At 65.9% G+C, this 26632-nt stretch carries 22 protein-coding genes and 1 other RNA gene; 6 read left to right on the top strand and 17 right to left on the bottom strand.

Features of this window, described 5'->3' with window-relative positions:
* Nucleotides 1-8 precede the first annotated feature (8 nt).
* On the top strand, nt 9-344 hold the full coding sequence (locus tag ACVINW_RS22795; protein WP_456753361.1) for a GIY-YIG nuclease family protein: 336 nt from the start codon (nt 9-11) through the stop codon (nt 342-344).
* Nucleotides 345-400: 56 nt separating this feature from the next.
* On the opposite strand, the gene murC is transcribed toward ACVINW_RS22795, so the two are convergent.
* The 11 genes from murC to rsmH form a co-directional block, all read right to left on the bottom strand.
* A complete protein-coding gene (gene murC, locus ACVINW_RS22790; RefSeq protein WP_456753360.1) occupies nt 401-1804 on the bottom strand; it encodes a UDP-N-acetylmuramate--L-alanine ligase in 1404 nt (467 codons plus the stop codon).
* A 231-nt stretch (nt 1805-2035) separates the two neighbouring features.
* Nucleotides 2036-2875, bottom strand: coding sequence for a class I SAM-dependent methyltransferase (locus ACVINW_RS22785; protein ID WP_456753359.1), 840 nt, complete (start codon nt 2873-2875; stop codon nt 2036-2038).
* Nucleotides 2876-2913: 38 nt separating this feature from the next.
* Nucleotides 2914-4014, bottom strand: a complete 1101-nt coding sequence (gene murG / locus ACVINW_RS22780; RefSeq protein WP_456753358.1) for an undecaprenyldiphospho-muramoylpentapeptide beta-N-acetylglucosaminyltransferase — start codon at nt 4012-4014, stop codon at nt 2914-2916.
* A 141-nt stretch (nt 4015-4155) separates the two neighbouring features.
* The gene (gene ftsW, locus ACVINW_RS22775; protein WP_456753357.1) at nt 4156-5307 is read right to left on the bottom strand and encodes a putative lipid II flippase FtsW; all 1152 of its coding nucleotides are present in this window, start codon (nt 5305-5307) and stop codon (nt 4156-4158) included.
* 900 nt (nt 5308-6207) lie between these two features.
* Nucleotides 6208-7608 carry a UDP-N-acetylmuramoyl-L-alanine--D-glutamate ligase gene (gene murD, locus ACVINW_RS22770; protein ID WP_456753356.1) on the bottom strand — a complete coding sequence of 467 codons (1401 nt, stop codon included), beginning with the start codon at nt 7606-7608 and terminating at the stop codon, nt 6208-6210.
* A gap of 109 nt (nt 7609-7717) precedes the next feature.
* Nucleotides 7718-8824 carry a phospho-N-acetylmuramoyl-pentapeptide-transferase gene (gene mraY / locus ACVINW_RS22765; RefSeq protein ID WP_456753355.1) on the bottom strand — a complete coding sequence of 369 codons (1107 nt, stop codon included), beginning with the start codon at nt 8822-8824 and terminating at the stop codon, nt 7718-7720.
* 10 nt (nt 8825-8834) lie between these two features.
* Nucleotides 8835-10268 (bottom strand): UDP-N-acetylmuramoylalanyl-D-glutamyl-2,6-diaminopimelate--D-alanyl-D-alanine ligase, encoded by a 1434-nt coding sequence (locus ACVINW_RS22760; RefSeq protein WP_456753354.1) that lies wholly within the window; start codon nt 10266-10268, stop codon nt 8835-8837.
* The gene (locus ACVINW_RS22755) at nt 10265-11734 is read right to left on the bottom strand and encodes a UDP-N-acetylmuramoyl-L-alanyl-D-glutamate--2,6-diaminopimelate ligase (RefSeq protein ID WP_456753353.1); all 1470 of its coding nucleotides are present in this window, start codon (nt 11732-11734) and stop codon (nt 10265-10267) included. Before ACVINW_RS22755 ends, ACVINW_RS22760 begins: the two co-directional genes overlap by 4 nt.
* 123 nt (nt 11735-11857) lie before the next feature.
* Nucleotides 11858-13615: a peptidoglycan D,D-transpeptidase FtsI family protein gene (locus ACVINW_RS22750; RefSeq protein WP_456756475.1), complete on the bottom strand. Its 1758-nt coding sequence runs from the start codon at nt 13613-13615 to the stop codon at nt 11858-11860.
* 11 nt (nt 13616-13626) lie between these two features.
* Nucleotides 13627-14079 (bottom strand): cell division protein FtsL, encoded by a 453-nt coding sequence (gene ftsL, locus ACVINW_RS22745; protein WP_456753352.1) that lies wholly within the window; start codon nt 14077-14079, stop codon nt 13627-13629.
* Between the two features lie 2 nt (nt 14080-14081).
* A complete protein-coding gene (rsmH, locus tag ACVINW_RS22740) occupies nt 14082-15077 on the bottom strand; it encodes a 16S rRNA (cytosine(1402)-N(4))-methyltransferase RsmH (protein ID WP_456753351.1) in 996 nt (331 codons plus the stop codon).
* A gap of 582 nt (nt 15078-15659) precedes the next feature.
* Here rsmH and ACVINW_RS22735 point away from each other — a divergent pair.
* Entirely contained in the window at nt 15660-16511 is an 852-nt protein-coding gene (locus ACVINW_RS22735) for an N-acetylmuramoyl-L-alanine amidase (protein ID WP_456753350.1), read from the top strand.
* Nucleotides 16512-16759: 248 nt separating this feature from the next.
* Nucleotides 16760-16978, top strand: a complete 219-nt coding sequence (locus ACVINW_RS22730; protein ID WP_456753349.1) for a hypothetical protein — start codon at nt 16760-16762, stop codon at nt 16976-16978.
* A gap of 82 nt (nt 16979-17060) precedes the next feature.
* Here ACVINW_RS22730 and ACVINW_RS22725 read toward each other — a convergent pair whose 3' ends face one another.
* Both ACVINW_RS22725 and ACVINW_RS22720 read right to left on the bottom strand, forming a co-directional pair.
* Complete coding sequence (locus tag ACVINW_RS22725; protein ID WP_456753348.1) at nt 17061-18296, bottom strand: RNA polymerase sigma factor; 1236 nt, start codon at nt 18294-18296, stop codon at nt 17061-17063.
* 116 nt (nt 18297-18412) lie between these two features.
* Nucleotides 18413-18766 carry a YciI family protein gene (locus ACVINW_RS22720; RefSeq protein ID WP_456753347.1) on the bottom strand — a complete coding sequence of 118 codons (354 nt, stop codon included), beginning with the start codon at nt 18764-18766 and terminating at the stop codon, nt 18413-18415.
* Between the two features lie 147 nt (nt 18767-18913).
* Here ACVINW_RS22720 and rnpB point away from each other — a divergent pair.
* Both rnpB and ACVINW_RS22710 read left to right on the top strand, forming a co-directional pair.
* An RNA gene (rnpB, locus tag ACVINW_RS22715) (RNase P RNA component class A) lies at nt 18914-19328 on the top strand.
* 160 nt (nt 19329-19488) lie between these two features.
* On the top strand, nt 19489-19668 hold the full coding sequence (locus tag ACVINW_RS22710; RefSeq protein ID WP_456753346.1) for a hypothetical protein: 180 nt from the start codon (nt 19489-19491) through the stop codon (nt 19666-19668).
* Nucleotides 19669-19690: 22 nt separating this feature from the next.
* Here the strand turns inward: ACVINW_RS22710 and ACVINW_RS22705 are convergent, their stop codons facing one another.
* Nucleotides 19691-20407 carry an alpha/beta fold hydrolase gene (locus tag ACVINW_RS22705; protein WP_456753345.1) on the bottom strand — a complete coding sequence of 239 codons (717 nt, stop codon included), beginning with the start codon at nt 20405-20407 and terminating at the stop codon, nt 19691-19693.
* A 207-nt stretch (nt 20408-20614) separates the two neighbouring features.
* Between ACVINW_RS22705 and ACVINW_RS22700 the strand changes: the two genes are divergently transcribed.
* A complete protein-coding gene (locus tag ACVINW_RS22700; protein ID WP_456753344.1) occupies nt 20615-21364 on the top strand; it encodes a sulfite exporter TauE/SafE family protein in 750 nt (249 codons plus the stop codon).
* Nucleotides 21365-21394: 30 nt separating this feature from the next.
* On the opposite strand, the gene ACVINW_RS22695 is transcribed toward ACVINW_RS22700, so the two are convergent.
* The 3 genes from ACVINW_RS22695 to ACVINW_RS22685 all read right to left on the bottom strand — a co-directional run bounded on the left by ACVINW_RS22695 (nt 21395) and on the right by ACVINW_RS22685 (nt 26615).
* Nucleotides 21395-22780 carry an MATE family efflux transporter gene (locus ACVINW_RS22695; RefSeq protein WP_456753343.1) on the bottom strand — a complete coding sequence of 462 codons (1386 nt, stop codon included), beginning with the start codon at nt 22778-22780 and terminating at the stop codon, nt 21395-21397.
* 84 nt (nt 22781-22864) lie between these two features.
* Complete coding sequence (locus tag ACVINW_RS22690) at nt 22865-24664, bottom strand: ABC transporter ATP-binding protein (RefSeq protein ID WP_456753342.1); 1800 nt, start codon at nt 24662-24664, stop codon at nt 22865-22867.
* A 361-nt stretch (nt 24665-25025) separates the two neighbouring features.
* Nucleotides 25026-26615 (bottom strand): DHA2 family efflux MFS transporter permease subunit, encoded by a 1590-nt coding sequence (locus tag ACVINW_RS22685; protein WP_456753341.1) that lies wholly within the window; start codon nt 26613-26615, stop codon nt 25026-25028.
* Nucleotides 26616-26632: the final 17 nt, after the last annotated feature.

Here is a 26632-nt window from a genome sequence, read left to right as displayed (position 1 = left end):
CATCCGTCATGGCCGGGCTTGTCCCGGCCATCCACGTCTTGCAATATCTCCGCATGGCAGGGGGATACATCTATTTTCTGACCAACCGTCCGAACGGCGTGCTCTACGTCGGCGTAACGAGCGATCTCGTCCGCCGGACATTTGAGCATCGTTCTGGATTCGTCGATGGATTCACCAAGCGTTACGACTTGAAGCGGCTGGTCTATTTCGAGCAATTCGACGATATCCGCACAGCTATCCAGCGTGAACATACCATCAAGCATTGGCCTCGCGCCTGGAAGGTCCGCAAAATCATTGCAGCGAATCCAAACTGGGACGATCTGTACGACACGATCGTCCAGTGAAGACGTGGATGGCCGGGACAAGCCCGGCCATGACGGGGATGGATACGAGACCATCATCACCCCAGCGCCTTCAATTCGCCGGGCAGTGCGTAGGCCCATTGCGTGATGTTGCCGGCGCCGAGGCAGACGACGAGGTCACCGGACTTGGCGAGGCCGTGCACGATGCTGGCGAGTTCGCCGGCGTTCGGCAGCGGCACCACGTTGCGATGGCCGTGGGCGCGCAGGCCGGCGGCGAAATGGTCACGGTCGATACCTGCGATCGGCGCCTCGCCGGCCGGATAGACCTCGGCGACCACGACCGCATCGGCGTCGTTGAAGCAGGTGCAGAATTCCTCGAACAGCGATTGCAGGCGGGTGTAGCGATGCGGCTGCACCACAGCGACGATCTTGCCGTTGGTGGATTCCCGCGCCGCCTTCAGCACCGCCGCGATCTCGACCGGATGATGACCGTAGTCGTCGATCACGGTGATGCCGTTGGTCTCGCCGGTCTTGGTGAAGCGTCGCTTCACGCCGCCGAAGCCGGCCATCGCCTGGCGGATCACGTCGTCGGACACGCCGAGCTGGTGCGCGACCGCGATCGCCGCCGTCGCGTTGGACGCGTTGTGGCGTCCCGGCATCGGCAGCGTGATGTCCTTGATCTCGTGCGTCGTGCCTGACTTGCGATCGCGGATCGCGACGGTGAACTTCGAGCCGCCGCCCATCGGCGTGAGCTCCAGCAGCTGCGCATCGGCCTGCGGATTCTGGCCGTAGGTGATGATGCGGCGATCCTCGATCTTGCCGACCAGGCTCTGCACCACCGGATGATCGGTGCACATCACGGCAAAGCCGTAGAACGGAACGTTCTCGATGAAATTGCGGAACGCATCCTGGATCGCCTCGAAGGTCTTGAAATGATCGAGATGCTCGGGATCGATATTGGTGACGACGACGACGTCGGACGGCAGCTTCAGGAAGGTGCCGTCGCTCTCGTCGGCCTCGACCACCATCCAGTCGCCGGCCCCGAGCCGCGCGTTGGAGCCGTAGGCATTGATGATGCCGCCATTGATCACGGTCGGATCGAGCCCGCCGGCGTCGAGCAAGGTCGCGACCATCGTGGTCGTGGTGGTCTTGCCGTGGGTGCCGGCGATCGCGACGCAGCTCTTCAGCCGCATCAACTCCGCCAGCATCTCGGCGCGCCGCACCACGGGAATGCGCCGCGCGCGCGCCGCCATCAGCTCGGGATTGTCGCGCTTGATCGCGGTCGAGACCACGACGACATCGGCGCCATCGACATTCTCGGCGGCGTGGCCGACCGAGATCTTGGCGCCCTTCTTGCGCAGCCGGTCGAGGTTGTAATTGTCCGACGCGTCGGAGCCCTGCACGGTGTAGCCAAGATTGATCAGCACCTCGGCGATGCCGCTCATGCCGATGCCGCCGATCCCGACGAAGTGAATGGGTCCGATCTCGCGCGGCAGTCTCATGATCCGGTTCCTGACATCATCATCCGACCGGTGCGGGCTTCGCTGCGGAACGGACGATTGGGCCTCTTTGTGCGCCCCATATCGGTGGTGGCGCAGACTACTGGATGCCCCGCTTTTCCCGTGCGTGACAAGGGCTTTTTCCACTCCGCGGCCGCGGAAATGCCGCTGTTGTCGGCCAACGGCCAGTGCTTGATATCTGGCAACACGGACGTCTCCATGGCGGCCCGGGCGCTACGCCGCTCCCGGCCGCGCAGCGCGCGCGGCGAACTCGTCCTGCATCTCGATGACGCGAAGATAATTGCGCAGCCGGTTGGCCTCGAGCACGCGCAGCAGCTTGTTCTGGTGATAGGGCAGCACGAGCTCGGCCAGCTGTGCGCTCCAGGCGGCGTTCATGTCGAACAGCACGCCAAGGCCGAACACCGCGGGGATCTCGGCGAAGCCGAACTCCCTGCCCTGCGCCAGCTCCTCGCTCAGGAAATCGTCGATCGCGGTCATCACGCCGTTGCGCGCGCCGCCGGACGCGTTTGCGAATGCGGCAAGGCCCGCGCCGCGAAATCCGCGGCCCTCGACCAGCGCCGGACGATCCAGCGTGGCGCCGGCATTGAAACTGTGCGGATGACGATACGCTGCGGGAATCTGCTCGGGCGCGTAATACATGTCGCGCCGGCCGCAAGGCCAGCCGACATCGTGCAGGAAGACCAGGACCGGCTTGCCGGCGCGGCGGCTGATCGCCTCGATCAGCCGGAGCTCGTGATAGACGGTGTACCAGTTGTGATCGCCATCGACGATCCAGGCGTCGGCGGCATCCAGATCACCGAACGCGTCGAGGCTCGGCTTTGCGACGTGTCGCACGTCCGGATTGGCAGCCACCCAATCGAGGAATGCGCGCTTCGGCGCGGGATCGATGCTGGTGAGCCGGCCGCCGCGGGCCCGGCAGTGATCGGCAAGCAGCGCCGACATGCCGCCATACTCGGCGCCGATCTCGACCACATCGCGCGCCTCCGCCAGACGCAGCGCTTCGAGGATCAGGTCCGAGAACTCCGAGACGGAGTGGATCAGCAGATCCGTCATGATCTAACCCTCCCCCGGCGTCCTGCCGGATTGGCGCATCAAATGCCGGCCACCTTGGCAACCAGATCGGCGAGCCGCTCGGCGGCATCGAGCCGGCCGACGCCGCGCGCGGCCTGCGCCATCGCGGTCAGCCTCGAAGGCTCCGCGGCGAAGGCCGAGATCTCGGCGGCGAGACGCTCCGGCGTAAAATCGCTCTGCGCGATGCGCAGCGCGCCGTTGGCCTGCGACAGCACGCCGGCGTTGGCGAACTGGTCCTGATCGATCGCGCCGGGCAGCGGCACCAGGATCGAGGGCCGGCCGATCGCGGCGAGCTCGGCAATGGTGCCGGCGCCGGACCGCGAGATCACCAGCTGGCTCGAGGCGAGGCGCGCCGGCAGGTCGGCGAAGAACGGCGCCAGCTCGGCATTGATCTTGAGCCGGTCGTACACCGCGCGGACCCGCGCCATGTCCTCCTCGCGCACCTGCTGGGTGACGATCAGGCGGCTCCACAGTTCGGGCGCTAGCTTCTCGAGCGCCGGCGGCACGATGTCGCTCATCACCCGCGCGCCCTGGCTGCCGCCGACGACGAGCAGGCGCAACGGCCCGTCCACCTCGGGCGACGTGTATTTCACTGCAGCCGCGGCAAGGATCGCGGGCCGCATCGGCGTGCCGACCGTGGTCGCCTTGCCGGCCAGCGCGGGATCGCGATCGAGCACGCCGGGCAGCGAGGTCGCGATCGCGTTGACGCGGCCGGAGAGAAAACGATTGGCGCGGCCGAGCACCGCATTGGCGTCGTGGATGATGCCGGGAACACCGAGCATCCGCGCCGCCACCAACGGCGGCAAGGTCGGGTAGCCGCCGAAGCCGACCACGGCCGCGGGCTTCAGCCGGCGCACCAGATTGGCGGCAATGAGGGTGCCGTAGCCGAGCATCAGCACGGTCTGCGCCAGCGAGATCGGGTTGCGGCTGCGCACGGTGGCGCTCGGCACCAGGTCGATGCTTTCGCGGCCGAACAGGCCGGAGTAGCGCAGCGCACGGCCGTCGGTGGCAAGCCGCACCCGCAGGCCACGCCGGATCAGTTCCACGGCGAGCGCTTCGGCCGGGAACAGATGGCCGCCGGTGCCACCGGCCGCCAGCAGAATCAAGGGCGCGTTGTCCATGGCCGCCTTTTACATCGTCATTGCGAGCGAAGCGAAGCAATCCATAGCCCCGCAAAGCGGAGAGATGGATTGCTTCCGCCTTCGCCAAGGCTTCGGCGGACAGGTCGTCGCTTCGCTCCTCGCAATGACAACAAGGGTCACCTACGCGTAGGCGCGCTGGGCGCTGGCGCCTTCCATCGATTCGATTTCGGTGCGCGGCCGCTGCCGCGTCAGCGCCAGCATCATGCCGACGCCATAGGCGAGCGACACGAAGGACGAGCCGCCATAGGAGATGAACGGCAGCGTCATGCCCTTGGCCGGGATCAGTTGCAGATTGACCGCCATGTTGATGGTCGCCTGCACGCCGAACAGGATCGCAAGTCCCGACGCCGCGAAGCGCGAGAACATGTCCTCGGTGGCATAGGCCCGGGTCAGCGTGCGGATCACGATGAAGCCGAACAGCGCGACCAACATCAGGCAGAGGATGATGCCGAATTCCTCCGCCGCGACCGCGAACACGAAGTCGGTGTGGCTGTCCGGGAGGCTGCGTTTTGCAATTCCCTCGCCCGGGCCGAGACCGAACCAGCCGCCGTTCCAGAACGCCTCCATCGCGGTGTCGACCTGGAAGGTGTCGCCCGAGGCGGGGTTCATGAAGCGCTTGATGCGGCCGGCGACGTGCGGCACCAGCAGATAGGCGCCGAACAGGCCGGCGCCGGCGGCGCCGGCGAGCCCGAACACCCAGATCATCCGCATGCCCGCGATGAAGAACAACGCGCCCCACACCGTGAGGATCAGCATGGTCTGGCCGAAGTCGGGCTCCATCACCAGCAGCGTGACCAGCGTCATCAGCAGCACCAGCGCCATCGAGGTCGCCGGCATCTCCGGCCGCTTTGTCGATTCCGCAAACAGCCAGGCCGCGACGATCACGAAGGCGGGTTTGGCGGCCTCGGAGGCCTGGATATTGACGCCGAGCAGGGTGATCCAGCGCCGCGAGCCCTTGACCTCGGGCCCGACCAGGAGCGTGAGTACGATCAGCGCGATCGACACTGCGAATACGATCAGCGCGGTGCGCCGGATCTGCCGCGGCGTCATGAACGAGACGCCGATCAGCACGATCAGCGACGGCACCAGGAACATGACGTGGCGGTTGAAGAAGTGGAACGGATCGAGCCCGATCCGGGTCGCCACCGGCGGGCTCGCCGCCAGCGACAGGATGACGCCGGCCAGCATCAACGCGGCGATCGCCACAAGCAGCAGCTTGTCGACAGTCCACCACCAGTCCGAGAACGGGGTGCGTTGGTCACGGGCGAGCATGGGCGTCCCCAGATGGCAGAGATAACGTCCATTGGTGGCGCAGGATGGTTTCCAAGGGGTTAACGGGTTGGGTAACTTTTGAGGGAGGTGGATTGGGGCCCGCGGCCTCGAGCTGGCACCGTCATCCCCGCGCAAAGGCTTCGCCTTTGTCGCTGGAGGTGCGAGCAGAGCGAGCCTCGAAGGATGAACGGCCCGGCTGGTGGCCGTCGATCCTTCGAGACGCCGCTTCGCGGCTCCTCAGGACGACGGAACACAAGTTCGCATTCTCGCGACACATCTGTCCGAGCTTTGCTTGTCGTTTCGCCCTCTCCTTGAAGAGGGCGCAGGGAAAGCCGGGTGCCGATCGCACCCATGGGCCCCGTGCAATGGGTAGAAAGCACGGGGGTAGGACCACAGGTGTAACCGGAAACAACCCGGCTTTCCCTGCGCGATGGCTTACGGCTTATACGTGCTCTCCCCGGCGAGACTGGGCTTTTTTGTCACCGCCTTCACAACGCGCATTTGCGCAATCGGAAGAGACACCTACCGCTAGGGCGTCAGGCCTGCACGATTTCGCCGTCCGCTTCATGCGCATTCGTCGACTGCGCAATCGGCGTCCACCGCATCTCACGCCGCGTTCGTGACGATCGCGAAGCGCCCCTCGATCGGGTGAGACGGGTGGACTTATACACTGAGTTGCTCTTCGGATAAAGCGAAATATTTTCGTCGCGGGGGCTTGCGCCGTCGGGCAACTCAGATGTAAGGGCGCCCCTCTCTCCTTCGTCATTCCGGGGCTCGCGAAGCGAGAGCCCGGAATCCATTTCACCACACGTGATGCGGCCAGATGGATTCCGGCCTCGCGCCAAGTGGCGCGCCCTCAGATGCGCAATTGCGCATCGGGGAATGACGAGGGAATTGTGGTCACACCACCGGCTTCACGCCCGGCAGGGCCTGGACGATGTCGCGGAACGCCGTGCCGCGGATTTCGAAATTGCGGTACTGGTCGAACGACGCGCAGGCCGGCGACAGCAGCACGACGGCTTCCGCGAGTCCCGACGCCTCGGCATCGCGCGCGGCGCTGGCGATCGCGACGTCGAGCGTGCCGGACATATCATGCGGGACGCGATCGCCGAGCGTGCCGGAGAATTCCGCCGCCGCCTCACCGATCAGATAGGCCTTGCGGATGCGCGGGAAATATTCCGTCAGGCTGGTGATGCCGCCGGCCTTCGGCTTGCCGCCGGCGATCCAGTAGATGTCGGCGAACGACGACAGCGCATGCGCGGCGGCATCCGCATTGGTGCCCTTGGAGTCGTTGACGAACAGCACGTTGCCGCGGCGGCCGACCTGCTCCATGCGGTGCGCGAGGCCCGGAAAGCTGCGCAAGCCATTCTGCAACACGTCGGTGGCGATGCCCATCGCCAGCGCGCAGGCCGCGGCGCAGGCTGCGTTCTGCGCGTTGTGCAGGCCGCGCAGCGAGCCGATGCCGCCCAGCCGCGCGACCTCGCTGCGCGCCGCGCCCGATGCGCGCACGATGGTCTCGTGCTCGACATAGAGGCCGTCGGGCAGCGGGTTCTTCACCGAGATGCGCACCACGCGCTTGCCGGCGCGATCGAGCCGGTCGGCGATGTTGCGGCACCAGATGTCGTCAACACCAACAATCGCAGTGCCGCCCTGCTGCACGCCGGCGACCAGCCGCTCCTTCACCGCGGCGTAGTGTTCCAGCGTGCCGTGGCGATCGATGTGATCCTCGCTGATGTTGATCAGGATGCCGACCGAAGGATCGAGCGACGGCGCGAGGTCGATCTGGAAGGACGACATCTCGATGACATGGACGCGGCCCATCCGCGGCGGCTCCAGCGACAGGATCGCGGTGCCGATATTGCCGCCCATCTGGGTGTCGTAGCCGGCGACCTTCATGAGATGCGCGATCAGCGCCGTGGTGGTCGACTTTCCGTTGGTGCCGGTGATGGCGACGAACGGCGCGTTCGGCGCATGACGGCGCCGCTCGCGGCAGAACAGTTCGACGTCACCGATCACCTCGACACCGGCCTCGCGCGCCTTCAGCACGCTCCAATGCGGCGCCGGATGGGTCAGCGGCGCGCCGGGGGTCAGGATCAGCGCGGCGAAATTCGTCCACGACAGGTTACGCAGATCCGCGGTGGTGAAGCCGGCCTGCGCCGCCCTGGCGACGTTGTCGGCATTGTCGTCGGCCGCGATCACCTCCGCGCCCCCAGCCTTCAGCGCGTGGCAGCTCGCAAGCCCGGAGCCGCCGAGCCCGAACACCGCGACCGTCTTGCCGGAGAAGGAGGTGACCGGGATCATGGTTATCTCCCCGTCATTCCGGAAACCGCGCAGCGGTTATCCGGAATCTCGAGATTCCGGGTTCTCGCTACGCGAGCCCCGGAATGACAGTGAATGGGATGCCAAGCCATCAGCGCAACTTCAGTGTTGAGAGGCCGGCGAGTGCCAGCATCACCGAGATGATCCAGAACCGGATCACGATCTGCGGCTCGGTCCAGCCCTTCTGCTCGAAATGATGGTGCAGCGGCGCCATCCGGAACACGCGCTTGCCGGTCAGCTTGAACGAGGTGACCTGGACGATGACGGAAACCGCCTCCAGCACGAACAGGCCGCCGATCACGGCGAGCACGATCTCGTGCTTCACCGCAACCGCGGTTGCGCCCAGCATGCCGCCGAGCGCGAGCGAGCCGGTGTCGCCCATGAAGATCGAAGCCGGCGGCGCGTTGAACCAGAGGAAGCCGAGGCCTGCGCCGAGCACCGCGCCGCACAGCACCGCCAGTTCGCCGGTGCCGGCGACGTAGTTGATCTGCAGATAGTCCGAGAACACCGCGTTGCCGGTGAGATAGGAGATCATGCCGAAGCTCGCGGCGGCGATCATGACCGGCACGATCGCAAGCCCGTCGAGGCCGTCGGTGAGATTCACCGCATTGCCGGCGCCGACCATCACGAAGGCGCCGAAGATCACGAAGAACCAGCCGAAATTGATCACCAGGTCCTTGAAGAACGGAATCACAAGCGAGGTCGACGAGACGTCGCGGCCGAGCCGGACCAGCGCGTAGCAGGCGGCGAGCCCGATCACCGCCTCGATCAAGAGCCGCAGCTTGCCGGCGAAGCCGGAGTGTGACTGCTTGGTGACCTTCAAATAATCGTCATAGAAGCCGACGAAGCCGAAGCCGAGCGTCACCGCCAGCACGATCCAGACATAGGGATTGAGCGGATTGGCCCAGAGCAGCGTCGACACCACGAGCCCGGACAGGATCATCAGCCCGCCCATGGTGGGCGTGCCCTTCTTGGAGATCAGATGCGACTGCGGACCGTCGGTGCGGATCGGCTGGCCCTTACCCTGCCGCAGCCGCAAATGATCGATGATCCAGGGTCCGAACAGGAACACGAACAGTGCGCCGGTCACCATCGCACCGCCGGTGCGGAAGGTGATGTAGCGGAACACGTTCAGTGCGCTGCGGAATGCCCCAAACCCCGGAACGGTGTTGGACAGTTCGATCAACCAGTAGAACATTCAAGGAGTCCTATACCGCTTCTTCGTGCGCGGCCTTGTCGGGGAAGCGTTTTTCCAGCGCGCTGACAATGAGCTTCATCTTCGATCCGAGCGAGCCCTTCACCATGATCACGTCACCGGCACGGACCGCGGCGACCGCCTGCGCTTCGAGCGCCGCCGAGCTCTCGGCATAGCCTCCCCGCTTGCCGGTGGAAAGGGCATCCCACAGATTCCGCATCAGCGGACCACAACAATATACGAGATCGATGCGGTTGGCGGTCACGGCCTCATTGAGGCCGCGGTGCAATTCGGGCCCGGTCGGCCCGAGCTCGAGCATGTCGCCGAGCACGGCGATGCGGCGGCCGTGCGGCCCGGTCTTGGCCTGGCCGAGCACGTTGAGCGCTGCGCCCATCGAGGCCGGGTTGGCGTTGTAGCTCTCGTCGATCAGCGTCGCCTCGCCATGGCCGACCTCGAGCGTGCGGCGGAGGCCGCGGCCGGTCGGCGCCTCGAGCTGCGACAGCGACAGCGCCGCGCGCGCGACATCGGCGCCGAGCAGCGCGGCCCCGGCGAGCACCGCGAGCGAGTTCATCGCCATGTGGCGGCCGGGCATCCCGATCTTGTAGGTGATGTCGTGGTCGAGAATATCGGCATGCACCGCCGAGCAGGTCGCGTGCAGCGAGAGGTCGAGCAGCCGCGCCTCGGCGCGCTTGTCGGTGCCGAACGAGACGATCCGCGCGATGCCGGCGTTCTCGGCCTGCTGCTGCAACCGCGCGAACTGGCCGTTGTCGCGGTTGAGCACGACGGCGCCATTGGGCTCGACGCCGGAGAAGATCTCCGCCTTGGCGTCGGCGATCGCCTCGATGCCGGCGAAGAACTCCAGATGCACCGGCTCGACCGTGGTGATCACGGCGACATGCGGCCGCACCATCTTGACCAGCGGCGTGATCTCGCCGGCATGATTCATGCCGATCTCGAACACCGCAAAGCGCGCACTCGCCGGACAGCGCGCCAGCGACAGCGGCACGCCCCAATGATTGTTGAAGGATGCGACCGAGGCATGGGTCTCGCCCTGCGCCGACAGCACGCGGCGCAGCGCCTCCTTGGTCGAGGTCTTGCCGACCGAACCGGTCACCGCGATGATCTGCGCGTTGAGCCGCGTGCGCGAGGCATGGGCGAGGTCGACGAGGCCGGCGAGCACGTCGTCGACCACCAAGAGCGGCGCATCAGCGGGAAATTTTTCGCGCTGCGCGGCCTCGACCACGGCGAGCCCGGCGCCGGCCTTCAGCGCCGCCTCGACGAAGGCATGGCCATCATGGACTTCGCCCTTGATCGCGAAATACGCATCGCCCTTTGCAATGGTGCGGCTGTCGATCGAGAGGCCGGTGACGCCCTCCGGCAGTGCGCCCTGCGTCGCCGCACGCATCGCCGCCGCCATCGCATCCGAGGTCCACAACATCGTGCTCATTTTCTCTCCGCTGCTAACGCGGCGGCAACCGCCTCATGATCGCTGAACGGCAGCGTCGTGTTGCCGACGATCTGCCCGACCTCGTGGCCCTTGCCGGCGACCACCAGCGCATCGCCCGGCTCGAGGCCGGCAATGCCGGCGCGGATCGCCGCAGCGCGATCGCCGATCTCGCGCGCGCCCTTCGCGGTCGCCATGATCGCGGCGCGGATCGCCTCGGGCTTCTCGCTGCGCGGGTTGTCGTCGGTGACGATGATGTGATCGGCATTCTCGGCGGCGATCGCGCCCATGATCGGACGCTTGCCGGCGTCACGGTCGCCACCGGCGCCGAAGACCACGACCAGCTTGCGGCGAGCGTAAGGCCGCAGCGCCTGCAGCGCCTTGGCCAGCGCATCGGGCTTGTGGGCGTAATCGACGAAGATCGGCGCGCCATTATGCTCGCCGACGAATTCGAGCCGGCCCTTTGCGCCCTCGAGATGTTCGAGGCTGCCGAACACGTCTTCCGCCGCGCTGCCGGTGCCGATCGCAAGACCGGCGGCGACCAGCGCGTTCTCGATCTGGAATTCGCCGACCAGCGGCAGCCGGATCGCGTAGGTGCGGCCGCGATGCGCGATCGCGAGCTTCTGCGCAAAACCCTCGATCGCGGCCTCGGTGAGCTTGATGCCATCCGTGGCATCGGCGTTGCGGCCGACCGCGATGATGCGCAAGCCGCGCCCGCGCGCTGCGCCGATCACCTCCGGCGAGCAATCATGATCGGCCGAGATCACAGCCGCGCCGCCATCGGCGACGAGGTCGCGGAACAGCCGGAGTTTTGCGTTCAGGTAGTGCGCGACATCGGGATGATAGTCCATGTGGTCGCGCGACAGATTGGTGAAGCCGCCGGCGGCGATGCGCACGCCGTCGAGGCGATACTGGTCCAGGCCGTGCGAGGAGGCCTCGAACGCCAGATGCGTGACGCCGTCGCCGGCGATCTCGTCGAGCTGGCGATGCAGCGCGATCGGATCCGGCGTGGTCAGCGAGCCGTAGACGGTGCGCTTGTCGGAGACGAGACCGATGGTGCCGATGCTCGCGGAGGAATGACCGAGCCGCTGCCAGATCTGGCGCGTGAACGCGGCGACCGAGGTCTTGCCGCTGGTGCCGGTCACCGCCGCGATCGTCGCGGGCTGGCGCGGATAGAATGTCGCGGCGGCGAGCGCCAGCGCGCGGCGCGGATTGGGCGTCGTCACAAACGGCACGCGGAGCGCCGCCTGCGGCGGATGCTCGCCGGCAATAGCGACCGCGCCGGCGGCGATCGCCGCATCGACGAAGCGCGCGCCGTCGGTCTTGCTGCCGGCCAGCGCAAAGAACAGGTCGCCCGGCTTCACCGCGCGGCTATCGACCGCAAGCCCGCCGACGACAACGGCATCGGCACTTCGATCGCCCTTTGGATCGATCCTGGCATCGGCGCTGAAGAGGTCGCGAAGTCTCATGATCTTCCAGTCTGGCCGGCGCCGTTCTGGCGCCGTTATCTGAGCATGATCGATCCGGAACACCGCTTCGCAATTTGCGCTAACGCGGCCGTTCCGGTCCGGATCATGCTGTCACACTACGCCTTACTGGGTTGCTCTCGATGCCGCAAGAATAAGGCGGTCGGACGGCGGCAGGTCGAATCGCGGTTCGACGCCCAAAAGCGGCGCAATTCGGGCGATCACGTTGCCGCCGGTCGGCACCGCATTCCAGCCCGAGGTGATGAAACCATAGGTCTCCTTCAGGGGCTGCGGCTCGTCGAGCATGATCAGGAGCTGGTATTTCGGATTGTCGGCGGGCAGGATCGCGGTGAAGGCGTTGAGCACGCGCTTCTTGGCGTAGCGGCCGTTGATGACCTTCTCGGCGGTGCCGGTCTTGCCGCCGATATAGTAGCCCTTGACGTCGGCCTTCTTGGCGGTGCCGACCTCGGCGTTGAGCCGCATCAGATAGCGCATCTTGTCCGAGGTCTCCGGCTTGATGACGCGCTTGGCCAGCGCCATCGCCTCCTGCTCGGTGCGCTTCAGGAAGGTCGGCGGGATCAGATAGCCGCCATTGACCAGCGCGTCGATGCCCATCACCGCCTGCAGCGGCGCCACCGCGATGCCGTGGCCGAACGAGATGGTGACGGTGTTCAATTCGCCCCACTTCTTCGGCACGATCGGCGAGGCGCTCTCCGGCAGTTCGGTGCGCAGCCGCTCGAGCTGCCCCATCTTGCGCAGGAACGCCTTGTGCGCGTCGACGCCCATCGCGAGCGCAATGCGGCCGGCGCCGATGTTGGAGGAATAGTAGAACACCTCCTTCATGTTGATCATGCGGCCCATGTTGTGATCGTCATGGATCGCGAACTTGCCGTAGTGCAGCGGGCCGCGCGCATCCCACATCGAGTTGAGGTCGAACCGGCCGCTATCCAGCGCCATCGCCAGCGTGAACGCCTTGAAGGTCGAGCCCATCTCGTAGACGCCCGTGGTCAGGCGGTTGATGCGGTCGGGATCGTGCGCTTCCTTCGGATTGTTCGGATCGAAATCCGGCAGCGACACCATCGCCACGATCTCGCCGGTGCGCACGTTGGAGACGAGGCCGGAGGCCGCCTTGGCCTTGAACTTCTCCTTGGCCTTGATCAGTTCGTCGCGCAGCGCGTGCTCGACGCGCAGATCGACCGACAGCTCCACCGGCTTCTGCAGCCGGTCGGTGGCGAAGCCGGCGCGATGCAGATCGGCCAGACCGTTGTTGTCCAGCCACTTCTCCATGCCGGCGATGCCCTGGTTGTCGATGTTGACCAGGCCGATCAGGTGGGCGACCTCGTTGCCGGTCGGGTAGACGCGCTTGTTCTCGCGCAGGAAGCCGACGCCGGGAAGGCCGAGGCGATGGATGTCGAGCTGCTGCTTCGGCGTGATCTCGCGCTTCAGCCAGACGAAACCCTTGCGCGACGACAGGCGGTCGCGCACCTCGCCGGTGTCGAGATCGGGCAGCGCCCCGGTCAGAAGCTCGATCGCCTCGTCCTTGTCGATCAGGCGGCGCGGCTCGGCGAACAGGCTCGGCGCCTTGACGTCGGTCGCGAGAATGGCGCCGTTGCGGTCGGTGATGTCGGGCCGCGCCGTTGCGATCGCGTCCTGCGAGGCGGCGCGCCGTGCGCTATGGCTGTCGGCGCCGACGGCGAACAGCACGAGACGTCCGGCCAGCACGCAATAGACCGCCGCAAAGGCGATGATCGCAAGGCCGACGCGCGCGCGCGCCTTCGCGGCACGGTCGACATTGCTGCCGTACAGCAGCGTGCGGATCAGCCGCTGGCTCCAGGGCTCGGCGGATTTCGCGGCCGATTTGCTGGCGGGTGCCGGATCGGTCATGGCTGGTCCCGTCATTGCTGGTCTCCCCCGCCCTGCTCGGTGTCCTCGGTGGGCGCGGGCTGGTCGGCGGCCGGCTGGTCGGTCGCCGGCTTGTCGATCGATCCGGTGGTGCTGTCGGGCGCGGCGGCGGCCTCGATGGTGTCGATCATGGCGCCGATCGGATCGCGCGAACCGGGCCGCGTGAAGCTCGGCGGCCGTTCCGGCAGGTTCTTCAGGGAATCATACTGGTTGGCGTTGATCGGCTTCAGCGGCAGATGGCGCTCGGCAAGCCCCTGCAGCCTGAGCGGCGCATCGAGCTTGGCCCATTCGGCGCGCAAGGTGGCGATCGCATTGCGCTGCTCGCGGATCTCCGCATTGAGCTGCAGCACGCGTTCGACGCGCGCGGTCGATTCCATCTTGATGCGATAGACATACGACGCCGCGAAGATCAGCATGCCGATGACGAGGAGATGGAGAAGGCGCATCGTCAGCCTCCCCGCTTCAGGTCGGCGAGACGCGGCCAGGACGGCAGTTCGTCGTCCGCATGCGGCGGCGCCGCGGTGCGCTCGGCCGCGCGCAGTTTTGCGGAACGCGCGCGCGGATTCGCCGCGATCTCCGCATCGGATGGCACAACCGGGCGCTTGGTGAGGATCTGAAAGCTCGGCGCGGCCTGCGCGATCTCGGGCAGATGCCGCGAGCCGGCCGCGGCCTTGCCGCGCTCGGCGAGGAAGTTCTTGACGATGCGGTCTTCCAGCGAATGGAACGAGACCACCGCGAGCCGGCCGCCCGGCTTCAGCACGCGCTCGGCGGCCGCGAGCGCCAGATAGAGCTCATCGAGCTCCTCATTGACGAAGATGCGCAGCGCCTGAAAGGTCCGCGTCGCCGGATGGATCTCGTTCGGCTTGGCGCGCACGACCTTCGCGACGATGTCGGCGAGCGCGCCGGTCGTCGTGATCGGCGCCTCCTTGCGCGCGGCGACGATGGCGCGCGCAACGCTGCGCGAATGGCGCTCCTCGCCGAAGATATAGATGATGTCGGCGAGCTGCTTCTCGGAGGCGGTGGCGACGACGTCGGCCGCGGTCACCCCGCTCTGGGCCATCCGCATGTCGAGCGGGCCGCCGAGACGAAACGAAAAGCCGCGCTCGGCCTGGTCGAGCTGCATCGAGGAGACGCCGACATCCATCACGACGCCGTCGACCTTGTCGACGCCCTGCGACGCGCAGACCTCGGCGAGGTCTGAGAAGCGGTCCTCGACCAGCGTCAGGCGGCCGCCGGCGCCGTCGACCAGATCGAAGCCGCCGGTGATCGCGGTGCGGTCGCGGTCGATGCCGATGACGCGCGTGTCGGCGACGTCGAGGATCATGCGGCTGTAGCCGCCGGCGCCGAAGGTCGCGTCGACATAGATGCCGCCGGCGCGCGGCGCGAGATAAGCGACCGCCTCGCGGCCCAGCACCGAAATGTGACGCGGCGCACGCTCGCTCATGCGCAGTCCCCGGGCAGGGCCGCGTAACTGGCATGCAAGCTGGCTGCGCGCCGACTCATTGCGTCTCGAATCCTCGCGCCCGGAGCCCTTTCCGTTCCGATTGGATCGGAACGGGGCTCCGGATTCCTGCCTTGACGCGTTTTCTTCACGCGAACCGGTATCCACTTCGCTCGAAAACGCTCCAGACCGATCGTTCCGGTGAAGAAGCCGCCGCGCAATTCCAGCGCCAACTCCCGTGCTCGGCCGCAAGTCCTGATATCCGACCGGAATTGGGAGGGTTTCCATGGGATTTCGCGCAACAGCGAGGCTCAGCGTCCGTGGGCCGTCCCCCGAAACCGGTTCGGCACTTCACCTCTCAGTAACGGCACTTAACGTTAAGAAAACGTTGATGAAGGGTTAGCGGAATCGCGCGACTTTGACCCGCATTCGAGTGATAGCCTCCGCCTTCACTTCGGGCATCGTCGCAGCCCGTGGAACCGGCGGGGGCGATTGCGCGGCCCGCACGGTAAAGGAATAGTAAACGCCTATTTGTTTATCCATATGTCAAAATGCGTTCTCCTGGTTCGGGTTTGAGTGATTCGTATGGCTTCTGGTTCGTCTTCATCCGGCAACGCTGATTCGAAGCGTCAGCGCGTCCTTCCCGTTCCGAAGGGCGTGGCCGACGTGAAGACGTTCACGCCCGATTCCTCCGTTGCCTCCGATGTGATCCCGTCGGTGAATTTCGGCGATCGCGCGAACGGCCGGCAGCCCGACATGATCGTGCTGCACTACACCGGGATGCCCGACGTCGAAGGTGCGATCGCGCAGCTCTGCACCGCCGGCACCGAAGTCTCGGCGCACTACATCGTGCTCGAGGACGGCCGCATCGTGCAATGCGTGCCGGAGAGCAAGCGCGCCTGGCACGCCGGCGTCTCGGCCTGGGCGGGCGAAGACGACATCAACTCCTGCTCGATCGGCGTCGAGATCGTCAATCGCGGTCACGATTGGGGCTATCCGGATTTTCCGCTGCGCCAGATCGCGGCCGTGATCGCGCTGTGCCGCGGCATCATGCTTCGCCGCAAGGTGGTCGCGCATCGCGTGCTCGGCCATTCCGACGTCGCGCCCGGCCGCAAGAAGGATCCCGGCGAGAAATTCCCCTGGCACTCGCTGGCCAATTCCGGCGTCGGGCATTGGGTGCAACCGGCACCGATCGTGCGCGGCGACGCGCTGCAGCTCGGCGCGATCAGCGATGCCGTCTCCAACATGCAGGCCGCGTTCCGCCGCTACGGCTACAACATCCCGACCAACGGCAAGTTCGACGGCCCGACCATGGAGGTCGTCACCGCGTTCCAGCGTCACTTCCGCCCCGAGCGCGTCGACGGGATCGCCGACCGTTCCACCATGGCGACGTTGTACGCGCTGCTCGAGAGCCTGCCGCCGGATGCGGCGAGGTAGGCTCTCTCTTCCATCATTGCGAGCCAACGGGTCGCGCGAACGCGTGCCCGATGACAGGCTTCGCGAAGCAATCCATCCCGCCACTTGCGCGGACAGATGGATTGCTTCGTCGCTTCGCTCCTCGCAATGACGGATGAGATCAGGTTGCCCCTGTGCCCCTTTTTCCTGCCGATCGCGCATGCACTGATGGAACCTTTCGCGACGCGCTGTCTTCTTATTTTTGGGGCGGTCCGAGTGGAGATTCGTCCATGTTCAAAGCACTGATCGCGGGAGCTGTCGCCGTTGGCCTGATCGCCGCTCCGGCAGCCGCTATGACGACACAAGGCAAGTCCACGTCGACCATGCACAAGACCCACAAGATCCATCATGCGCAGAAGAAGATGGCACCCGGCACCACGACCGGCATGTCGAGTGGAACGACGACCGGGCAAGCGTCCGGCGGCGCCAAGGCAAAGACCGGGTACTGAGCACGTTCAAGGCCGCGCAGCACGCTGACGATCTCTGATCCGAGCTGCGTGTCCTCACGACCTCGCGCGGGCTGAGGTGATCTCACCCCAGCTCCGCGATCCTGCGGGCATAGAGCCGCCGCAACGGCTCGAGCTGGGTTGCGGCGGTGGCCGCGAGATACGCCTGCCGCGCGTCGTCCTTGCGGCCGAGGCGGCGCAGCAGATCGGCGCGCACCGCGGGCAGCTGGTCGTATCCCTTCAACGTGCCGCGCGCGGCCAGCGCGTCGATCAGATCGAGCGCGCGCGCCGGGCCGTCGACCATCGACACCGCGGCCGCGTGGTTGAGCTCGATCACCGGCGACGGGCTGATGCGCAGCAGCACCTCGTAAAGACCGGCGATCTGCGGCCAGTCAGTATCCTCATAGCTCGGCGCCCGCGCATGCAGCGCGGCGATCGCGGCCTGCACCGCATAGGATTGCGGCCGGCCCGGCATGCGCAGCGCCTCCTCGACCAGCTGCACGCCTTCGGCGATCTGCCGGACATCCCACAGCGAACGGTCCTGCTCTTCGAGCAGCACGATGTCGCCGTCGGCGGTCTGGCGGCCGGCGCGGCGCGCATCGTGCAGCAGCATCAGCGCCAGCAGGCCCTTGATCCCGCCGCGTCCCGGAATCAGCGCATCGAGCAGCCGCGCCAGCCGGATCGCCTCGCACGCGAGATCCGGCCGCATCAGATCGTCGCCCGCGGTCGCGGCATAGCCTTCGGTGAAGACGAGGTAGATCACCGCGAGCACGCCCGACAACCGCGGTTCGAGCGCCTCGCGCTCCGGCACCTGATAGGGAATGCCGGCGAGTTTTATCTTCTGCTTGGCGCGCAGCAGCCGCTGCGCCATGGCGTCCTCGCTGACCAGGAATGCGCGCGCGACCTCGACGGTCGTCAGGCCGCACACCGTGCGCAAGGTCAGCGCGACCTGCACCTCGGGCGCAAAGGACGGATGACAGCAGGTGAAGATCAGCCTCAGCATGTCGTCGTCGAGCGTCGCATCCGCCGGCTCGGGCGAGGCCTCCGCATCGAGCAGCAGTTGATGCGTCAGCTCCTGCTGCTTGCCGCGGAAGCTGACGGCGCGGCGGACCCGGTCGATCGCCTTGTTGCGGCCGACATTGACCAGCCAGGCCCGCGGATTGGACGGGAATTCGCCGATCGGCCAGCGCTGCAGCGCCACCGCGAAGGCATCCTGCAGCGCATCCTCGGCCAGATCGAAATCGCCGACGAGACGGATCAGCGTCGCGAGCGCCCGGCCCGCCTCGTCGCGAAACACCTTTTCGATCTGGCTCGGGGTCATGCCGAAGCTTTCGGAGAAACCGTCGTTCCGGGGCGCGCGCGCCGTCGCGCGAGCGAGCCCGGAACCTCGAGATTCCGGGTTCGTCCTTCCGACGCCCCGGAATGACAGCAATAAGGTTACTTGTCGTAGATCATGACAGGCCGGACTTCGATCGAGCCGGTCTTGGCGCCGGGAATCCGGGCTGCCAGGCCAAGCGCGGTGTCGAGATCCTTGGCCTCGACCAGATAATAGCCGCCGAGCTGTTCGCGGGTTTCGGCGAACGGACCGTCGGTCGTCAGCGTCTTGCCGTCGCGAACCCGCACGGTGGTCGCGGTCGACACCGGCTGCAGCCCGTCGCCGGCCTTGAAGTGGCCGCTCTGGATGATCGACTGGGTGTAGGCCCCATATTCCGCCGTCACCGCCTTACGGTCGTCGGCGCTCATACGACCATATTCCGCGTCGCTCCGGTAGATCAGCAGCAAATATTGCATCTCATCTCTCCTCTTGATCGGCTGGATCGCCGACACCCAGTCGAACGGGCGACAGGCCAAACGACATCTTGAGGATAATTTATTTCGGCCGTTTTGGCCGGTGTTATCCGCTTGACGGATCGGGCGGAAACGCCCATGCCGTTGGTGTCAGTCGGCCGGACGGCCGCTCCCGCAAGTGCCGAAAGGCCGCGGGGGAGGAAAGTCCGGGCTCCATCGACATGCGGTGCCGGATAACATCCGGCGGGGGTGACCCCAGGGAAAGTGCCACAGAGAACGAACCGCTCCCTCTCCGGAGGAAGTAAGGGTGAAAAGGTGCGGTAAGAGCGCACCGCGTTTCCGGCAACGGAGACGGCATGGCAAACCACACCGGGAGCAAAACCGAATAGGGACGGCAACGCGGTTAGTTCGCGCACGCGCGATAACACCGCAGGGCGATGTCAGGCCCGCTGTCCGGGTAGGTTGCCCGAGGCAAGGTGCAAGCCTTGTCCCAGAGGAATGGCCGTCGCGTACCATTCGCGAGAATGGTGCCCTACAGAACCCGGCTTACAGGCCGGCTGATATTCTAAAGCGTTTTCGAGCGAAGTGGATTTCCGATTCGCGTGAAGAAAATGCGTCTTGAAGATGGACCATGAGGGGCTCGGCGCAACACGCCGGGCCCCTCGCCATATCGGACACCACGATCGCGTCCCGTTTGCTAGAATGCCCCTCGCGGAGGATCGCAGATGGACCTTCAGAAGATCATGGCGAAGGCACGAGATATCGCCAAAAGCAGCGGCACAATCACGACCGAGCAACTCAACGGAATGTGCCCCAACAACATGGAGCCCGAAGATATCGCGGCGCTCTTTGCGGCTCTGCGGACTGAGGGGATTCGCCTCAAGGACGACGACGGAGAAAAGTGAGTGCGCCGGCGCGGCTCGGACGCTACGCTGCAATTTCCTGCATCAACGCCATCAGCGCCTCCGGCGCGGTGACGTTCGGCGAGTGGCTGGCGTCGATCTCGAGATAGCGCCAGCCGGCTTCGTTCTTGGTGCGCCTCGCGAACTGCCCGAACGTATCCGCCGGCGTGATCCGGGTGGCGTAGATGTAGCTGCGCGGCAGGGTGGTCTCGCCGTGCTTCAATCGCAACTTCTGCTCGAAGCATTTGATCGGCATGTCGACGCGCCGCGCAGTCAGCCATTCGACGTCGGCGGGAGACGTATCCGGCGGCGTCGGCATCGGCGGGATGCGCCAGCCGTCGTTGTTGCGGGCGGCCTCGCGCATGTTGGCGATCGCCACCTCGTTGAGATCGAACAGCGACTGGCCATCGCGCGGCACGAAGGCGTCGATATAGATCATCTGCGCGATGCGCTCACGCGCGCGGTCGGCGACGCCGGTTGCGACCATGCCGCCATAGGAATGGCCGACCAGCACGATGTCGCGCAGATCTTCATATGAGATGACGTTGAGCATGTCCTGGATATGCGCGTCGAGGTCGAGCCCCTGATGCGCGAGATGCGTGCGCTCGCCGAGCCCGGTGTAGCTCGGCGTGATCAGCCGGTGCCCGGCGGCTTGCATCAAGGGATGCATCTTCTTCCACGCCCAGCCCGCCGACCAGGCGCCGTGACAGACCAGAAAGGTTTTGGGCGAATGCGCAGTCATGGTGATGCTTCCATTTCGATTATCGTTGATGAGCCGCGATTTTGAAGTGTACCCACGGCTGCCGTCGTGTAAACGTCGCGGCAAAACACGTCCGTCATTCCGGGATGGTCCGAAGGACCAGACCTCAGATGCGCAAGGGCGCATCGGGGAATCTCGAGATTCCGGGTTCGATGCTGCGCATCGCCCCGGAATGACGATGAAGGGAGAATGCAACTGACCCCGGCAAGCTACGCGGTCCTGTTCTTCGGCGCGCTTGCCGGCGGCTTCGTCTCCGGCCTTGCCGGCTTCGGCACCGCGCTGATGGCGCTCGGCATCTGGCTCTATGTGCTGCCGCCGACGCTCGCAGTGCCGCTGGTGCTGGTCTGCTCGGTCATCGCGCAGGTCTCGACGCTGCCGTCGATCTGGAAGAGCATCGATTTCCGCCTGGTCTGGCCGTTCGTGATCTGCGGCCTCGCCGGCGTGCCGATCGGCATTTGGCTGATCGCCCGCGCCGACCCCGAGGTCTTCAAGCTGACGATCGGCGTCTTCCTGCTGGTGTTTCCGACCCTGCTGTTCCTGCAACGCAAGCCGATGTCGATTTCGTTCGGCGGCAAATGGGCCGACGGCGCGATCGGATTTGCCGGCGGCATCCTCGGCGGCCTCGCCGGACTGTCCGGTCCGCTGCCGATCCTGTGGGCGAGCGTGCGCGGCTGGGGCAAGCAGCAGCGCCGCGGCGTGTTCCAGATCTTCAACTTCACCATCCTCGCGGCCGCGCTGCTGGTCCAGATCGCAAGCGGCCTGGTGACGACAGAGCTGATCTGGCTGACTGCCTGCGCGTTTCCGGGAACCTTGCTCGGGGCCTGGCTCGGCTCACGGCTCTATCACGCGCTCAGCGACCGCAATTTCTCCGATGTCGTGCTGGTGCTGCTGTTCCTGTCCGGCGTCGCGCTGGTGTGGAACGGACTGGTGCCGAAATGATGAACCGCGGTCGCCAATTGGCTGAGCCGGTCATCCGACCGGCTCAAGACCAGCGCGTTCCGGCGCGACGTCGCGCGCCGGCGGCGCGAGACGCTTGCTGAGTTCGCGACGCAGCAGCCACACGCTCAGACCGGCCTGCAACGACGTCGATACGATCGACAGGTACCACACATACTCGATCCGGAAGCCGGGCCGCGTCGAGAGCCAGATCACCGGCACCGCATAGGTGACGAGCCGCACAACCGAGCTCAGCAGCACCGGCCTGGTGTTGCCGAGGCCCTGGAACATGCTGTTGCAGGTGAAGACCAACCCCTGCGCGACGAGGTTCATGGAGACGAAGTGCAGGAACTGGGCGGCGACCGCCATGGTCTCGCGATCGTTCGAGAAGCCGTCGAGCAACAACCCGGGTTTCCAATGCGCGAGAACGGTGAAGACGATCATCACGATGGTGCCGATCGACACCGCCTTGATGAAGGTCTCCCGCACGCGCGCGCCGTTGCCGGCGCCGAAATTCTGGCCGGCGATCGGTCCGGCGGCGAGCGCGACCGCCAATGCCGGCATCTGGATCAGGCCGAGCACGCGCGTCCCGATGCCGAACCCGGCCTGGGCTGCCGGCCCGAAATCGCGCAGCACGTAATAGATCACGCCCATCCAGGCAAAGATCAGCGCGAACTCGCCGCCGGCCGGCAGGCCGACATTGAGGATCCGCGTCCATTGCCGCAATTGCGGACGCCATTGCGCGGGATCGAACCCGACATAACGCTCCAGCTTGCGGAAATACACGAACAGCATCAGCACGCCGATCAGAACGGCGATCGAGCTCGCCAGGCCCGCCCCGGCAACCCCGAATGCGTGACCGGTGCCCCAGCCGGCGATCAGCACCGGCGCCAGTGCGATGTTGATGATGACCGCGACCGCCTGCACCAGCATGCTGGGCCGCACGATGCCGGTCGCCCGCAGCGCGGACGCCATCACCTGAATGAGGAATTGCAGCGCCAGGGCCGGCATGAACCACAACAAATAGGTGGTGCCCGCGTCGATGGTGGCCTGGTCGGCCGCGACCGAGCGCATGTAAGGGCGGGACAGCACGACGCCTGCAACAAGCGTCAACAGGGCGCACAGCACCGACAGTACCATCGACTGGTTGAACACGAGGTTGGCGTCGGCGCGATCGGTGCGTCCCACCGCGTGCGCGATCAGCGCGACGGTGCCGACGCCCAGCACCTGCATCAGCGCGTTGACCAGGAAACCGGCGTTGCCGGCCGCAGCCACGCCGGCGACGGCGGCCTCACCGAGACCGGCGACAAAATACAGGTCGACCAGCTGGCAGATCATGATCGTGATCATGCCGACCACGATCGGAGGAGCCATGGTCAGTATGTGACCCACAATGGAGCCGCGCGTAAGATCCTTCATCTCAATTCCATTCTCGAAATCGATTGTCGTATCCATTCCGGCGCGTGGCCGGCGGGACATCGCCCGCCGGCCACGCGCTCTCGCTTACTCCGCCGCCGCCTGTCCGAACTCGGTCGCCTGACGCTCGAACAGGCCGCGGTAGATGCCGCCCGGGCGAGCGGCCAGCACCTCATGCGTGCCCTGCTCGACGATCTCGCCGCGATCGAACACCAGGATGCGATCCATGCTGCGCACGGTCGACAGCCGGTGCGCGATCACGATCGAGGTGCGGCCCTTCATCAGCCGTTCCATCGCCTGCTGGATCAGCGCCTCGGATTCCGAATCGAGGCTCGAGGTCGCCTCGTCCAGGATCAGGATCGGCGCATCGGCCAGGAAGGCGCGCGCCAGCGCCACGCGCTGCCGCTCGCCGCCCGACAGCGTGACGCCGCGCTCGCCCACCAGCGTGCCGTACCCCTTCGGCAGCCGCATGATGAAGTCATGCGCATTGGCAAGCCGCGCCGCCTGCTCGATCGCCTCCCCGCTGGCGCCGGGCCGGCCATAGGCGATGTTCTCCGCCAGCGTGCGGTGAAACAGGATCGGCTCCTGCTGCACGATCGCGATCTGGCTGCGCAGTGATTGCTGCGTCGCCTGGGCGATGTCCTGACCGTCGATCAGGATTTTGCCACCGGTGACGTCGTAGAGCCGCTGCACCAGCTTGACGAACGTCGTCTTGCCGGAGCCGGAGCGCCCGACCAGACCGACGCGCTCGCCGGCATCGATGTCGACCGACAACCCGTCATAGAGCGGCCGGCGATGGCCGCCATAGTGGAAGGTGACGTCGTCGAACACGATGCGGCCACCCTGAATGTCGATCGGTTTGGCGTCGACCGCGTCGACAATGCCGAGCGGCTCGCCATGGATCTGCACCAGTTCCTCCATGTCGTTCACCGAACGCTGCAGGTTGTTGATGTGCATGCCGACATCCCGCAAGTACGCGTGGATGATGTAGTAGCTGGTCAGCACATAGGTGACGTCGCCCGGCGTGGCGCGGTCGGCCGCCCACAGCAGGATCGCGCCGCCGATCACCGAGGCACGGAAGCACAGCAGCACCACGAGCTGCGCCGTCGAGGTGTGGTTGTAGCGCAGCCAGGTCCGCCGCACCCGCCGGCGCCAGCGGCTGATGACGCCGTCGAGCCTGACGTCCTCGCGCGTCTCGGCGCCGAACGACTTCACCACCGCGTTGCAGGTCAAGGCATCAGCCAGCGTGCCGCCGACCTTGGTGTCCCACGCATTGGAGACGCGCGCGGCCGGCGCGACATAGCGCACCTGGAACACCATGGTCATCGCGACATAGATCACCGAGCCGACCGCGATCACCGCGCCGAGCTGTGGCCAGTGCACGCCGAGCAGGATCATCGAGCCGAGCAGCACCACGACCGACGGCAACAGCGCCATCAGGATGGTGTCGTTCAGCAAATCGAGCGCCCACATGCCGCGCGTGACCTTGCGCACGGTCGAGCCGGCGAACGAATTGGCGTGCCAGTCGGTCGAGAAGCGCTGCACGCGCATGAAGGCCTGCTGCCCGACATCGGACATCGTCTTCAGCGTGAACGGCACGATGGTCTGGATGCCAACGAGCCGCAGCAGCAGCGACAGCGCACCGAGCCCGACGATGGCGCCGAACGCCAGCATCGCCGCATGGCGCGCGGCGGCATCCGCCGAACCCGCGGTCAGGGCATCGACCAGATGGCCGGAGAACACCGGCATGAACAGATCGGCCGCGGTCGCGCCGAGGAATCCGGCGGTCACGGCGGTGGCGCGCAGCGGCTGCTCCAGCCAATGGCGGAACACGAATGGCAAGACGATCCGGATCGCGGCCGGCCGCTTGGTCTCGAGAGAGCTCATGACACATTCCGGCCACGCGAACATCGCGCCGGCCGGCTCCATCTGGGGCGACGTGCGGGCGGACTCCGGCCGCGGGTGTCGCGTGAAATTGTCGATAACGTATTGGGAAGTTTGGGTGATCGGGGATCAGGCCCGATCAGCGCTGGGACCTAGTGCGCGAGCGCGTCCAGCAGCATCGAACGCGGGCGCACGGTCTGCGAAACAAACGACATCATGTGCATCTCCCCGGTTCGTGAAACGATGCGCCGCTTATAAATGCATCACGCGCGATTGGCAAGATGACATAAGCGTGAGTGCGTCAATGTGTCGATCAGGCAACGCTGATCACGCCACCGGGCGCACAGCGCGCAAGGCGAAGCCCTCAATGCGCGTCGCCGCCGGCTGCGGTCATCGAGGGCGGCTTGTTGACGAACAGCACCAGCAGGCTGAGCGCGACGTAGAACAGCGACAGCATGAAGAAGGCATCGCCGTAGCTCATCACCTGGGCCTGGCGGTGCACGAGCTGCGACAGCTGCTTCATCGCCATCAGGGTGGAGTCGCCCATGCCCTGCAGGCGCTGGGCGAAGTTGTTGAGGGTCTCGACCGCCGTCGCGTTGCCCCAGGTCACGCGGTCCTGCAATCGCGAGATGTGCAGGTCGGTGCGATCGTTGAGCACCTCGTTGATCACGGCGAGCCCGACCGCGCCGCCGAGGTTGCGCATCAGGTTGAACAGGCCGGAGGCGTTCTTGACGCGATCCTGCGGCAGCGTGGCGAGCGCGATATTGTTGGTCGGCACCATCGCGCACATCATGCCGATGCCGCGCAGCACCTGCGGCAGCAGCAGTTCGTAGAAATCGTACTCGCGGGTGATCCAGGTCATCTGCCAGGAGCCGAGCGCGAAGGTGACGAGACCGAAGGCGATGATGTAGCGCAGATCGACCTTCTGCATCAGCCGGCCCACCACCGGCGCCATGAAGAACATCGTGATGCCGGAGATGAACATGGTCTCGCCGATCATCAGCGCGCTGTAGCCGCGGATCTCGGCGAGGTAGCGCGGATAGACGTAGGTCAGGCCGTACAGACCGATGCCGATGCAGAACTGCAGCACGCAACCGACCGCGAAATTGCGGTTGGAAAAGGCGTAGAGATCGACGATCGGCTCCTCCGCGGTCAAGACCCGCCAGAAGAAGGCGATCGCCGACACGAAACAGATCGCGACGCAGACCGCCACCGAGGTGTCCTGCAGCCATTCATATTGCGGGCCTTCTTCGAGGACATATTCGAGCGAGCCGAGGAAGCCGCCCATGAAGATCAGGCCCCACCAGTCGAAGCGCTCGAGCAGCGCGAAGTTCGGCTGGTCGAAATCGACCAGGATCAGCACGCCGGTCGTGATGATGACGCCGGGCACGATGTTGATGAAGAACAGCCAGTGCCACGACATCAGATCGGTGATGTAGCCGCCGACCGTCGGCCCAACGGTCGGTGCCAGCGTCGCCACCAGGCCGATGATCGGCGCCACGATGTAGAACTTGGAGCGCGGAAAGATGGTGTAGGCCGAGGCGAACACGGTCGGGATCATGCCGGCGCCGAGAAAGCCCTGCAGCGCGCGCCACAGGATCATCTGCTCGATCGAGGAGGCGAAGCCGCACAGCAGGCTGGACGCCGTGAAGCCGAACGCCGAGATCGCAAACAGCAGCCTGGTGCCGAGCGCGCGCGACAGGAATCCCGACAACGGAATCGCGATCACCTCGGCAATCAGATAGGCGGTCTGCACCCACGACACTTCGGTCGACGATGCCGACAGGCCGGCCTGAATCTCGGTGAGCGAGGCCGAGACGATCTGGATGTCCAGGATCGACATGAACATGCCGAACACCATGATGATGAACGCAACCACCCGCCTGGGCTGGAGCCGCTCGGACTCGGAGGCGCCGGTCATCATCGAGGGCGAAGCAGTGGTCGCGTCGGCCATGGGCTCATCAGGCTCCG

It is taken from the genome of Bradyrhizobium sp. USDA 4461 (genome assembly GCF_054055655.1).
Note: the sequence above shows the minus strand (reverse complement) of the source record. Positions and strands in the feature narration are given on the sequence as shown.